Here is an 11,814-nt window from a genome sequence, read left to right on the forward strand (position 1 = left end):
GCCCGCCGGAGGCCGCGCCGATGATGCCCGCGGCCTCTGCGATCTGGATCGGCTCGTAGTTGCCGGCGATCGTCGCCGCGGTGCCGACGCGGATCGTGTGGGTCGCCGCCGCCACGAGCGCCGCGATGACATGCGGCTGCGAACCCGAGATGCCGGGGTTCGCGTGGTGCTCGGCGAGCCAGTAGCGCCGATACCCCGCGCGCTCGGCCTGCCGTGCGAGATCGATGGTGTGACGGATGCCGTCCCCGGGGGACTCCCCGCTCGAGAACGGCGAGAGGTCGAGAACGGAAAGCGGAACACGACGGGCGCTGTCGGTCACGGGGTCCTCCTGATGGTCTGTGTATCGAGCGCGATGGCTCTGGAGGCGACGCTAGGGAGGCGGCGATGACCGTTGCACCATGCCCGTAACCGGCGGTCACGTTGTGTCACGAGGCGTCGCACAGGGCGGCCACCCTCGCGCGCGCAGCGGCTCTCGCGCGCGCCGCGGCTGCGCCGCCGAACGACTAGAGCGTGTCTCTCAATTGATTGACGTCGTTGCCGGGATGCTGGTTTCGTGTCGCGTTTTCAGTTGCTCTCTGATGGTCAGTGGTCATTGATCGCCGGGTTCCTGCCGGCTCGTACGGGGCGGAAGGGGCGGCCGTTCTCGGACGCGCGCACGATGGTCGAGGGGATCATCTACCGGTACCGGTGCGGGATCGCGTGGCGGGACCTGCCCGCGGTGTTCGGCCCGTGGCAGACGGTGTGGAAGTGGCATCGGCGGATGGCAGGGGACGGGACCTGGGACCGGGTCCTCTCGGAGGTGACGGCTCAGGCGGACGCGGAGGGGCTGGTGGACTGGTCGCTGTCGGTGGACTCCACGATCGCCCGCGCGCATCAGCACGCGACGAACCTCACGCGCCACACAGGGGGCTTCATCGAACTACAAGAATCCGGCCGATCCGGCGAATTACACGAATCCCGCCGAGCCGCCTGACCACGCGATCGGCCGCTCCCGCGGCGGGCTCTCGACGAAGATCCATCAGCTCGTAGACGGCTGCGGGCTGCCGCTGGTGATCGCGCTCACACCCGGGCAGGCCGGGGACTCGCCGATGTTCCTGCCGCTCATGGCGCAGCTGTCCGTCTCCCGACCACTGGGCCGGCCCCGCACCCGCCCGGACGCGGTGCGCGGCGACAAGGCCTACTCGTCCCGCGCGATCCGCACCCACCTGCGCGAGCGCGGCATCCGGGCGGTCATCCCCGAGCCCGACGACCAGAAGTGCCACCGCAAACGCCGCGGCTCACGCGGCGGCAGGCCGCCCGCCTTCGACACGCACGACTACAAGGGCCGCAATGTCATCGAGCGCCGCTTCTGCCACCTCAAGCAATGGCGGGGACTGGCAACCCGCTACGACAAGCTCGCCACCGTCTACCGCGCCGCAGCCGTCCTCAACGCCGTCATCGCCTGGACCCGACAATTAGGAGACACGCTCTAGGCCTCGCGCAGGATCCGCTCGGTCACGCGCGCGCTGAAGTACAGCGACTCGAGCGGGATGCGCTCGTCGACCGCATGCAGCAGGCCGTACGCGTCGAAGTCGGGGGCGGTGCGCAACGGCACGAAGCCGTAGCCCGCGATGCCGAGTCGGGCGAGGTGCTTGTTGTCGGTGCTCGCCGGCAGCAGGTAGGGCACCACGATGCCATCGGGGTCCTCGGCGGCGACCGCGGCCTGCAGCGTGTCGAGGAGCGGGCCGTCGGCCGGGGATTCGAGCGGTGGCACCCAGCTACCCAGGTTCAGCTCGACGTCGGGGCCGGCGAGCTCGCGCACCGCCGCCTTCAGTTCGTCGTCGTGGCCCGGCAGGGTGCGGGTGTCGAGCTCGGCGCGCGCCTCGCCGGGGATCACGTTCGACTTGTACCCGCCGCTGACCACTGTCGGCGTGATCGTGTTGCGCAGGCCGTCGCGCACGATCGCCCCCGCGATGCTGAGCCGATCGAGGTGCTGCTCGAGGTTGTCGGGGGTGAGCTCGACGCCCAGAAGTTCGGACGCCCGCGCCGTGAACGCCTCGAGTGCCGGCGTGTGCGTCGCCGGGAATCGCGCCTCACCCAATCGCGCGACTGCCGCGGCGATGCGCGTCACCGCGTTGCCGTCGTGCGGGCGGGATGCATGGCCCGCGGCTCCCCGCGCCGTGAGCCGCACCCACCCGACGCCCTTCTCGGCGGTCGCCACCAGATAGGCGCGCTTCCCACCGAGCGGCACCGAGAAGCCGCCGACCTCGCTCAGCGCCTCGGTCGCGCCGGCGAGCCACTCGGGGTGCTCGCGCCGCACCCACCGCACGCCGTGCACGCCGCCGGACTCCTCATCGGCGAAGAACGCGAGTATCAGGTCGCGGCGGGGCACGATGCCCTCGCGCGCGTAGTGGCGCGCGATCGCGAGCAGCACGGCGGCCTGGTTCTTCATGTCGAGGGCGCCGCGGCCCCACAGGAATCCGTCGGCGATCACGCCCGCGAACGGCGGGTGGGTCCAGCCCTCGGGCTCGGCCGCAACCACGTCGACGTGCGCGTGCGCGAGCAGGGCACCGCGCGGGCCTGCCTCGTTGCCCGGAATCCGCACCACGAGATTCGCGCGGCCGGGCACGGATTCCCCCCAGTGCGGCTGGTAGCCGGCATCCGTCAGCCGCTCACGCAGGTACTCGATCGCGCGTGACTCGCCGTCGCCCGCGGGCACACCGACACCCGGGTTGACGCTCTCGATGCGGATGAGCTCCTGCGCGAACTGCAGCGCCTCGCGCTCCAGAAGGCTCGGGGCGGTCAACGGTCTCCATTCGCGCTACGCGCGAGTCGACCGGCAGAGCCGCTGCGCGCGAGTCGACCAGCGGACCCATCTGCCAGCAGCCCGCCGAGATAGCGCGCGATCGAGCGCGGACCCGAGACGGGCGCGACGGCCTCGACCGCCGCGTTGTAGTTCGTGTTGGTGTTCACGTCGTAGGTCACGACGCGCCCGTCGGCAGTCTCGATGAACTCGATTCCCGCGATCTCGATGCCGTTCGCGCGGGTGAAGGCCAGGTACTGCTCGATGATCGGATGCCGGAACCCGTCGCGCAGCGAGAAGAGCTGATCCCCCGGCGTCGGCGCGATGGTCGCCCCCGGCGGCGTGACGGGCTTCCCGGTCGTGGGGTCGATGGCGCAGGCGTCTGCGGGGCAGAGCTGGAAGCCGCCGCGCGCGGTGTCGGCCCTGATGGCATAGACGAACTCGCCGCCCACGATCTCGACGCGCGTGATGAACGGCTCGGCCGGCTGCACGTACTCCTGCACGAGGGTGATGCCGTCCTGCGGCTCGTCGACCTCGCTCGCGTTCAGCGCGGCCTCGAGTTCGTCAGGCGACTCGAAGCGCGCGACCGAGAGGCCCTTGCCGCCCTGGTTGTGCTTGATCACGAAGGGGGCGGCGAGCTCGTCATGCAGGCTGCGCGCCGCGTCGAGAAGGTGTGAGGTGCCCACGGCGGCGCGCGTGCGCGGCACGTCGATACCGGCGCGCTTCAGCGCCGAGAGCTGGGCCGCTTTGCTGACCTCGAGCTCGAGCACGGCACGCCCGTTGACCGTGCGCCGGCCGCTCGCCTCGAGCCACGAGAGCACGGCACGGGCATATTCCTTCGAGAGAATATGGCCGCGGGTGTGGCTCGACGCGCTGATGCGCGACCAGAAGACGCCCTCGGGCGGAGTGGACAGCGGGTCGAGCTCGCCCTCCACGAGCAGCCACTCGACGAGGGGAACCCCCTCGGCCGCGAACGCGTCGCGGAAGACCCCGAACCACTCGGGGTTCTCGTGGATCGCGTAGACGGCGGGGCCGTCTGCCACCGGCAGGGGTGCGCTCATGCGAAGTACTCCTCTACGTTCAGAACCCCGCCGGCCGCCTCGAAGTCTGCGCGAGCGGCGTCACGCAGAGAGGCATCGGCGAGGAAGTCGAGTGCCGTCAAAGCGAGCCCGAACGCGGCATCCGTCGCCGCTGCGTCGCCCGCCTCTGATCGTGCCCACTCGGCGAACTCGGCCGTGTGCAGTGCGACCTCGGGCGGGCTCGCCCTGATCACGGGGTGGATGCCGGGCACGCGCACGCTCACATTGCCGAAGTCGGTCGACGCGGCCAGCTCGCTCGGCACCTCGGCAGTCGTGAGCGCCTTGCGACCGCGTGCGGCCTGGTGAACCGCCCACCGCTCGGACAGCGGCCGGTTGAACCGCGTCGGCAGCGTGGCGGGCAGCGGGTCCCACACGAGTCTCACCCCGGTACCCGTCGCGAGTGCAGCGCCGTGGGCGATGTCGGCAAGTCGTCGGCTCAGCTCCTTCAGGGTGTCGGCCGCGTGCGAGCGCAGGTAGAACTCGAGCACGGCGCGGCGAGGAATGACGCTCGGCCGCTCGCCGCCCTCTTTCACGATGCCGTGCACGCGGTCGGTCGGCGGCAGATGCTGCCTCAGCAGACCGACGGCCTGATACGCGAGCGTCACGGCGTCGAGTGCGTTGCGGCCGAGGAACGGCGACGCCGACGCGTGCGCCGGGACGCCCTCGAACTCCATGCGCAGAATCCGCCGCCCGATGAAGGGGTGGTCGATCGCGTCGTAGCCGAAGGGGTGCGCCATGAGCGCCGCGTCGACGCCGTCGAAGGCGCCGTTGCGCGCCATCAGCTCTTTACCGCTGCTGCCCTCTTCGGCGGGGGTGCCGAGCAGCACGACTCGGCCGGGAAGCCGGTCGCCGAGGCGCGCGAGCGCCGCGAAGGCGCCGACCGCGCTCGCGGCGATGAGATTGTGACCACAGCCGTGCCCGATGCCGGGCAGCGCGTCGTACTCGGCAAGGATCGCGACGGTGGGCGCGCCCTCTATTTCGGGCCCGAGGGATGCCTCGACCGCGGTGTCGAGCCCGTAGACGCCCACCGACGGGTGCGCCGCGGTGAGCCGCTCGACGGCGGCGGCGATCGCCGCGGCACCGAGCACCTCGTGGAACGCCTCTTCCGGCGTCTCGAAGATCCGGTGCGAGAGTGCCGCGATCTCGGGCGCAAGCTCGTCGACGGCCGAGCCGACGACCGTGGTGAGCTCGGCCGGGGCGCCGGCGAACGGCGAGGTGACATAGTCCGCGGCATCCGCTCGCCGCCGGGCTCGCGCCTGCAAAGCGTCGGCATACGCGCGATCGGGCGTTTCGGGGTGCCCGAGATCGCGATCAGCCGTCATGCTCACCACGCTAGGCGGAGCGGCCGACATCGGTCACGGTGTTGCCGCGTATGAAGCTCGATCGCGACCGGCCCCGCGATGTCGGCGGCTGCTGGAAGAATCGGTGCATGAACCGCCCCGCGCACGCTGAACAGACCGTCCGTGTCGAGAAGGTCGAGTGGGGTGACGAGCGCGCTGCCCGGTTGCGCGCCCTGATGGATGCCGAGATCACCCCGCGCTACGCCGCACTGCAGGCCGCGCTCACGGCCGACGAGCAGGAACTGCGGGCGTCCGCCTTCGTGCTCGACCCGGCGACGCTTTCGGGCGTGTACCTCGCCCTCGACTCCGACGGCACCGCGCTCGGCCACGCGGCGCTGCGCCGGCTCGAGACCGATGGCGGCATCGAGTGGGAGCTCAAGCGACTCGTCACGGTCGAGGCTGCGCGCGGGCGCGGTGTCGGCACACTGCTGATCAGGGCCGTCGAAGCGGATGCCGCGGCGAACGGCGCCTCGCGCGTCGTGCTGCAGACGGGCACCCAGCAGCCCGAGGCGATCGCGCTGTACGAGAAGCTCGGCTATCAGCGCATCGACGAGTACGGGCCGTATGTCGGAAAGGTGCCGGAGGGGCTGTATTTCGCGCGCGAGCTGGGCTGAGGCGCGAAAGCTTTCGCAGTCTATTCGTTCTTAGTTTCGAATCTCGTGTGGATATCTGTTCTGTTTATTCGAACTGATGATATACTCGTGGCATCGGGTTCATCGGCGACGGAGTTGATGCAGGGGGTGCACCATGGGGGCGTTCGGGGAAGGCATCGCGGCCGCGTCGGCGTGCCTCGACCCGGTGCTGCCCGACTCGTTCGCGATCCTGAGCGACGACCAGCTGGTGGGTGCCGCGCAGGCGGTGGAAGAGCTGTCCCGGAAGGTCGAGGCGCTGCAGCTCGCCGTCGCCCGCGAGTTCGACCACCGCACCGATGAGACGCTGGGTGAGGACTCGCTTGCCCGGCGGCTGGGGGCGCGGAAGTCCTGGGGTGCGCTGGAGACCGTGACGCGCACCTGCGCGAAGGACGCGCACGCGCGAGTCTTGGAGGCCAGGCGGTTGGCGAAGCTGCCCGTCATCGAGACCGCCGTGCACGAGGGCGTCCTCGGCCGGGCGCAGGCGGTCGCGATCATCGGCCCGCTGCTCGAGGCCACAGACCGCGCAGAGACCGCGCTGATGACCACCGCGTGCACGAACCTCATCGAACTCTCCAAGACCCTGCCGGCGACCGCCGTCGTCGAAGCCGCGCAAGCCTGGGCGCTGGTACTCGACCCCGACGGCACCGAACCGGTGGAGAAAGCAGCCATCGAGAAGCGGTTCTTCCGCCTCGGACACGCTCGAGACGGCCTCTGAGACTCACCGGGCTGCTGCCGGTCGAGCAGGCCGCCGCCATCCGCGCCGTCCTCGACGCCTACGTCAACCCACGCACCGGCTCATCCGTCGCGTTCACCCCCGCTGCGGGCACAGCTGCCGATGCTGCCGAGAACGACGATGCCGCCGAGAACGACGGTGTGGACGGGACAGCGAAGCCGCTCCTGGTCGCCTCCGAGACTCAACCGCCCACAGACACCCGCACGAGGGATCTGAATCGCCCTGGGTTTGGTTCCGCTTCCTTTGGGAGGATGAATCATGCCCCGTCAGTTCGCGCCGGAGTTCCGGCAGCGTGCGCTCAGGATGCTCGAAGAGGCGCTTCCTGAGCACGAGACCGAGTACGCGGCGATCCGTCATGTCGCCACGAAGCTCGGCATCGGGCCCGAGACGCTGCGCAAGTGGCGCCGGAAGTCCGAGATCGACTCCGGCCACCGGCCCGGCGTCACCTCCGCCGAGCAGGCCGAGATCAAGCAGCTCAAGAGGGAGATCGCCGAGCTGAAGCGCGCCAACGAGATCCTGAAGACCGCGTCGGCGTTTTTCGCCGCGGAACTCGACCGCCCCACGACGAGATGATCGCCTTCATCGACGTGATGAAGCATCGTTTCGGGGTCGAGGCCATCTGCCGCACCCTGGGTGCGACAGAGAGTGGGTTCCTCACCGCCCGCGGCTACCGCGCCGCCAAGGGCCGCGCCCCCTCGGCCCGGGCGCTGCGCGACGAGCTGCTGGGAGGTGAGATCTCCCGCCTCCACGCCGAGAACTACGGCGTGTACGGCACCCGCAAGATGCACCAGCTGATGAAGCGGCAGGGCTGGGCAATCGGCCGCGACCAGACCGGGCGCATCATGAAGGCCCTGGGCCTGCGCGGCGTGAAGCGCTCCAAACGCGTCTACACGACCAAGCCGGACCCGGAAGGCGCCCGCACGACCGACCTCGTACGCCGGCACTTCACCGCCGATGCGCCCCAGAAGCTGTGGGTGGCCGACATCACCTACGTCGCTACCTGGTCCGGGTTCGCGTACGTCGCCTTCGTCACCGACGTGCACTCCCGGCGCATCGTCGGCTGGAACGTCGCCTCCACCCTCAAAGCCGAGATCCTGCCCCTGCAAGCCCTCGAGGTGGCCGCGTGGGGCGCCGGCGGCAACCTTGCCGGGCTCACCCACCACTCCGATCACGGCTCGAACTACATGGCCATGGTCTACACCGACCGCGTCCTCGAGCTCGGCGCGAAACCCTCCACCGGAACCGTGGGCGACTCCTACGACAACGCCTTGGCCGAAGCCGTCAACGGGCTCTACAAGACCGAGCTGATCCGCCGCCGCGGCCCGTGGAAGACCGTTGAGCAGGTCGAAGTCGCCACCCTGGAGTACGTCTGGTGGTGGAACAACCAACGCCTGCACTCCGAACTCGACTACCGCACCCCAGCAGAAGTCGAGGCAGCCTTCTACGCTGACCACGAACCACCCGAACTGGCAGAGGCCAGCCTCGGAAACCAATAGGAACGAAACCCAGGGCGATTCAGATAGAGGGCGCCGCCGTAGTCGACCCAGTCGTCGGTGTAGTTCGAGAGCTCGCCGCGATCGACGGCGTAGCGCACCGGGTCGGCCGCCAGGCCGTCCTCGTTCCCGACCCAGCGGATCGTCGGAGCGCCCATGTTGAACACCATGGCGCGCGGCTGCAGCTCGCGGACCACCTCGAGATAGCGCCCCCAGTCGTAGACGCGACCCTCAGAGCCGGCGCCGTCGAACCAGATCTCGGCGATGTCGTAATTCCCGCACAGCTCCCGCAGCTGGGCGGCGTAGAAGTCGTCGTATGCCGCGGGGGCGGCGTACTGCGGCGCGTTCCGATCCCACGGCGAGAGGTAGAGACCGAGGCCGAGCCCGTGCCGCGCACAGGCATCCGCCACCTCGCGTACGACGTCGCCTGCGCCGCCCCGCCACGGCGAGGCCGCCACCGAATACGCGGTGGTCTCAGTCGGCCACAGGCAGAAGCCGTCGTGGTGCTTCGCGGTGAGCACGACATAGCGCGCGCCGAGCTCGCGCGCGGTGCGCACCCACTGATCGGCATCCAGCTCGCCCGGCACGAAGCCGGCCGCCGGCAGCGTGCCGTCGCTCCACTCGACCCCGTGGAAGGTGTTCAGCCCGAAATGGAAGAAGGCGCCGAGCCGCATCCGCTGCCAAGCGAGTTGCTCGGCAGTCGGGCGCGGCACGGCGCCGGGGCGTGAGCCGGGCGCGGCGCTGGGCAGCGTTGAGCTCAGGGCGTCGCGCCTCAGGCAGCGAGGTGCGACTGCAGCAGCCAGCGGTCCTTCACGAGCCCGCGCTCGATGCCGATGACGATGTCCTGGCTGTTGAGGTCGATGTCGTCGAGGCCCTCGACGGCGGCGCGCACCGTCACCAGGGCTGCGTCGATCAGCGCGACGACCTGCGAGACGGTGTCGGTCCAGTCCTGGAAGCCGTCCTTCAGGGCGGGAAGGGTGGTCTTCGCGGCGACGGTCGCAAGTCGCGAGTCCACGGGCAGCCCGAGGGCGACGATGCGCTCCGCCGAGTCGTCGGCGAACGACTGCGCGTGCTCGACGAGCTGGTCGAGCAGCTCGTGGATCGCGATGAAGTCGGCGCCGCGCACGTTCCAGTGCGCCTGCTTGCCGTTGACGACGAGAGCTTCCATGTCGACGACGACCGGCGCGAGGAACTGGGCCACACCGGCCGCGAGCTCGGCCGATTCGGCGGCGCCGGCGGAGGTGGAAGCGGAAGTGGGGGTCTCAGTGGACATCGGTACTCCTTCGTTCAACTCAGGTGATGCGACAGATCGGGCAGTGCGTTCAGTCCGGCGAGCCGGGCCTGCAGCACCTCGTACAGAGCCGTGATGCGGGCGCTGCCGGCGCAGCCGATCCACATGATCACGTTGTCCTGCGCGGCATCGGAGCCCGCAGCGGACGAGGGCGAGGCGGGGTGATCGGATGCCTCAAGCACGTCGTCTTCGGAGCGCGCGGCTGCGGGCATCCACTCGCCCACCCAGCCCGCGATGGCCGTGGCGAGCGCCTCGCCATGCGTCGCGAACGCGAGCGGGCGGACGGCGCTGGCACGCACCACGCGCGGCAACCACGTCACCGCCACGCGGCGCGGAGCGTCGAGCGCGATCACGTCGCGCTCGTCGAGCACCTCGATGTAGACCTGCCCGTAGGCGTCGTCGGGCAGCACGGAGAGGATGTGCTGGATCGCCGTCACGTCGGCAAGGTCGCCCGCGATGAAGACGCGGTCGGCGACGTGCTTGCGATGACGGGAACCCATGAACACCACACTAGGTTAGGTGTGCCTTACTTGGAAAGAGTCCCGGCCTGACTGGGAAGAAGCGGGGCGTCACCTTCGTCAATGCACGAAGATGCTCAGCACCAGCACGACGATGATGCCGACCACAGACAGCACGGTCTCGAGCACCGACCACGACTTGATGGTCTGACCGATCGAGAGGCCGAAGTACTCCTTGAAGAGCCAGAAGCCCGCGTCGTTCACGTGAGAGAAGAACAGCGAGCCGGCACCGATCGCGAGCACGAGCAGCGAGACGCCCGGCGTGCTGAGGTGGTGCGTGACGGGCTCGAGGATGCCGGCCGTGGTGATCGTCGCCACGGTGGCGGACCCCGTCGCGACGCGGATGAACACCGCGACGAGCCAGGCGAGCACAAAGACGCTGATCGAGCTGTGCGAGGCCCAGTTCGAGATCACGTCGCTGATCTTCGTGTCGACCAGAACCTGCTTGAAGCCGCCGCCCGCGCCGACGATCAGGATGATGCCGGCGATCGGCGGAAGCGCGTCGGTGACGACGCTCGAGGTGCGCTTCAGGCTGAACCCGGCGCCGCGCCCGAGGACGATCATCGCGACGATCACCGCGATGCCGAGGGCGATGAGCGGGGTGCCGACGAAGTCCACGACGGTCTTCCACGCGGCGGGGTCGTTCGCGTCGGCGATGTCGATGATCGCGGCGATGAGCATGAGGGCCGCGGGCAGCAGGATCGTGACGAGCGTCGGCCAGAAGCCCGGGCGGCGCACGGCGGCGGGGTGCGCCGCCTGGTCGGCCTGCCGCAGCTGGTCACCGCGGCCGCCGAGGTTGATCGCCGCGGTGCGCGGGGTGTCGATGGCACCCTTTCCGGTGTCGCCGCGTGAGGCATCCCCCGTGTCGAACAGGGCGGGCACCTCGGCGGGAACCCAGCGCGCCGCGAATCCCGCGAACAGCGGCCCCGCGACGATCACGCCGACGAGGGCGACGATGACACCGAGGCCGAGCGTCACGCCGAGGTTGGCGTGCACCGCCGAGATCGCGGCGAGCGGGCCGGGGTGCGGGGGAACGAAGCCGTGCATGGCCGAGAGCCCGGCGATGGTCGGCACCGCGACGCGCATCAGCGGCAGGCCGGAACGGCGCGCGACGAGCATGATGACCGGAACCAGCAGCACGAGGCCGACCTCGAAGAACATCGGCAGGCCGATGATCGCGCCGACGAGGCCCATGATCCACGGCAGCGCCTGCACGCTCGCGCGGCTCACGAGGGTGTCGACGATGCGGTCGGCGCCGCCAGAGTCGGCGAGCAGCTTCCCGAAGATCGCGCCGAGGGCGATCAGGGTGCCGACCGAGGCGCTCGTCGAGCCGAAGCCGGTCGAGAAGCTCGTGACGGCGGCGGTCGGCGTGAGTCCGGCGGTCATGCCGGCCACGAGGGCGCCGATCAGCAGCGAGATGAAGGGGTGCAGCTTGAGCCAGGTGATCAGCGCGATGATCACGGCCATGCCGAGCAGTGCGGCGAAGATCAGGCGGCCGTCGCTTGCGTGGTGCGTGGCTGCGGCTGTGGCCGCGCTGACGAGCGCGGGCGAAACAGATGTCAGTGCCATGAGCATCCTTGATCTGGCGGGAAGCGCCGGAGTTCGACAGGAATAACTCCGTCATATTACGCCCGGTCGGTCAAGTTGTATGTTTTTCGCATGACGGATGCCGCACGCCTCGCTCCCGTGCACGGGGGACTCTCCGAGCGCCTCGGCGCTGCGATCGTGCATGGTGAGTACCCGGCGGGCACGCGGCTGCTCAGCGGCGACATCGCCTCCGCCGAAGGCGTCTCGCGCTCCGCCGTGCGCGAGGTGGTGCGCGTGCTCGAGACGCTCGGGCTCGTGCGGTCGCGGCGCAAGGCCGGCATCGAGGTGCAGCCGGCGAGCGAGTGGGACCTCTTCTCGCCCGAGGTGATCCGCTGGCGGCTCGCCGGGCCCGACCGACT

General features: G+C 70.0%; 13 protein-coding genes. 5 read left to right on the forward strand and 8 right to left on the reverse strand.

Translation table 11 applies throughout. The features are described 5' to 3' along the window. Nucleotides 1–319, reverse strand: a 319-nt coding sequence (locus ACM2XV_RS08045) for an LLM class flavin-dependent oxidoreductase (protein ID WP_487026557.1), incomplete at its 3' end; no start/stop codon positions are given. 234 nt (nt 320–553) lie between these two features. On the opposite strand from ACM2XV_RS08045, the gene ACM2XV_RS08050 reads away from it, so the two are divergent. Continuing rightward, nucleotides 554–1,472, forward strand: a protein-coding gene (locus tag ACM2XV_RS08050) for an IS5 family transposase (protein WP_487026558.1) whose coding sequence is annotated in 2 segments (ribosomal slippage) — nt 554–904 and nt 906–1,472 — 918 coding nt in all. Because the reading frame shifts where the segments join, the coding sequence is not laid out codon by codon here. Here the strand turns inward: ACM2XV_RS08050 and ACM2XV_RS08055 are convergent. Genes ACM2XV_RS08055 through ACM2XV_RS08065 form a run of 3 tightly spaced genes read right to left on the reverse strand, consistent with a single transcriptional unit; the run spans nt 1,469 to nt 5,183 of the window. Further along, a complete protein-coding gene (locus ACM2XV_RS08055) occupies nt 1,469–2,785 on the reverse strand; it encodes a M20/M25/M40 family metallo-hydrolase (RefSeq protein WP_487026559.1) in 1,317 nt (438 codons plus the stop codon). The two genes, ACM2XV_RS08050 and ACM2XV_RS08055, sit on opposite strands and share 4 nt — an antisense overlap. Next, nucleotides 2,782–3,843, reverse strand: a complete 1,062-nt coding sequence (locus ACM2XV_RS08060; RefSeq protein ID WP_487026560.1) for an ATP-grasp domain-containing protein — start codon at nt 3,841–3,843, stop codon at nt 2,782–2,784. The genes ACM2XV_RS08055 and ACM2XV_RS08060 overlap by 4 nt, the downstream gene beginning before the upstream one ends. Beyond that, entirely contained in the window at nt 3,840–5,183 is a 1,344-nt protein-coding gene (locus tag ACM2XV_RS08065) for an amidohydrolase (RefSeq protein WP_487026561.1), read from the reverse strand. Before ACM2XV_RS08065 ends, ACM2XV_RS08060 begins: the two co-directional genes overlap by 4 nt. 107 nt (nt 5,184–5,290) lie before the next feature. Here ACM2XV_RS08065 and ACM2XV_RS08070 point away from each other — a divergent pair, with 107 nt between their 5' ends. From ACM2XV_RS08070 to ACM2XV_RS08080, 3 genes are all read left to right on the forward strand, one after another. Beyond that, nucleotides 5,291–5,815 (forward strand): GNAT family N-acetyltransferase, encoded by a 525-nt coding sequence (locus tag ACM2XV_RS08070; protein WP_487026562.1) that lies wholly within the window; start codon nt 5,291–5,293, stop codon nt 5,813–5,815. 133 nt (nt 5,816–5,948) lie between these two features. Continuing rightward, complete coding sequence (locus ACM2XV_RS08075; protein WP_487026563.1) at nt 5,949–6,548, forward strand: DUF222 domain-containing protein; 600 nt, start codon at nt 5,949–5,951, stop codon at nt 6,546–6,548. Between the two features lie 276 nt (nt 6,549–6,824). Beyond that, a protein-coding gene (locus ACM2XV_RS08080) for an IS3 family transposase (protein ID WP_487026564.1) occupies nt 6,825–8,062 on the forward strand; the annotation gives its coding sequence in 2 pieces (ribosomal slippage) (nt 6,825–7,104 and nt 7,104–8,062; 1,239 coding nt in all). Here ACM2XV_RS08080 and ACM2XV_RS08085 read toward each other — a convergent pair. From ACM2XV_RS08085 to ACM2XV_RS08100, 4 genes are all read right to left on the reverse strand, one after another. Further along, nucleotides 8,008–8,733 (reverse strand): alpha-L-fucosidase, encoded by a 726-nt coding sequence (locus tag ACM2XV_RS08085; RefSeq protein WP_487026565.1) that lies wholly within the window; start codon nt 8,731–8,733, stop codon nt 8,008–8,010. The two genes, ACM2XV_RS08080 and ACM2XV_RS08085, sit on opposite strands and share 55 nt — an antisense overlap. Nucleotides 8,734–8,831: 98 nt before the next feature. Further along, entirely contained in the window at nt 8,832–9,332 is a 501-nt protein-coding gene (locus ACM2XV_RS08090; RefSeq protein WP_344772617.1) for a Dps family protein, read from the reverse strand. Between the two features lie 14 nt (nt 9,333–9,346). Continuing rightward, a complete protein-coding gene (locus ACM2XV_RS08095; protein ID WP_487026566.1) occupies nt 9,347–9,850 on the reverse strand; it encodes an SIP domain-containing protein in 504 nt (167 codons plus the stop codon). A gap of 78 nt (nt 9,851–9,928) precedes the next feature. Continuing rightward, nucleotides 9,929–11,437 carry a GntP family permease gene (locus ACM2XV_RS08100; protein WP_487026567.1) on the reverse strand — a complete coding sequence of 503 codons (1,509 nt, stop codon included), beginning with the start codon at nt 11,435–11,437 and terminating at the stop codon, nt 9,929–9,931. 90 nt (nt 11,438–11,527) lie between these two features. Between ACM2XV_RS08100 and ACM2XV_RS08105 the strand changes: the two genes are divergently transcribed. Beyond that, nucleotides 11,528–11,814 (forward strand): FadR/GntR family transcriptional regulator (locus ACM2XV_RS08105; RefSeq protein WP_487026568.1); only part of this gene is annotated, 287 nt, incomplete at its 3' end.

This window comes from Gryllotalpicola sp. CP2-P1 (genome assembly GCF_057512245.1).

Bases quoted from the DNA above. Each gene is read 5' to 3' on its own strand.
- ACM2XV_RS08090 (WP_344772617.1), bottom strand. From the start codon at position 9,332: ATGTCCACTGAGACCCCCACTTCCGCTTCCACCTCCGCCGGCGCCGCC.
- ACM2XV_RS08075 (WP_487026563.1), top strand. From the start codon at position 5,949: ATGGGGGCGTTCGGGGAAGGCATCGCGGCCGCGTCGGCGTGCCTCGAC.
- ACM2XV_RS08095 (WP_487026566.1), bottom strand. From the start codon at position 9,850: ATGGGTTCCCGTCATCGCAAGCACGTCGCCGACCGCGTCTTCATCGCG.
- ACM2XV_RS08060 (WP_487026560.1), bottom strand. From the start codon at position 3,843: ATGAGCGCACCCCTGCCGGTGGCAGACGGCCCCGCCGTCTACGCGATC.
- ACM2XV_RS08065 (WP_487026561.1), bottom strand. From the start codon at position 5,183: ATGACGGCTGATCGCGATCTCGGGCACCCCGAAACGCCCGATCGCGCG.
- ACM2XV_RS08100 (WP_487026567.1), bottom strand. From the start codon at position 11,437: ATGGCACTGACATCTGTTTCGCCCGCGCTCGTCAGCGCGGCCACAGCC.
- ACM2XV_RS08085 (WP_487026565.1), bottom strand. From the start codon at position 8,733: ATGCGGCTCGGCGCCTTCTTCCATTTCGGGCTGAACACCTTCCACGGG.
- ACM2XV_RS08070 (WP_487026562.1), top strand. From the start codon at position 5,291: ATGAACCGCCCCGCGCACGCTGAACAGACCGTCCGTGTCGAGAAGGTC.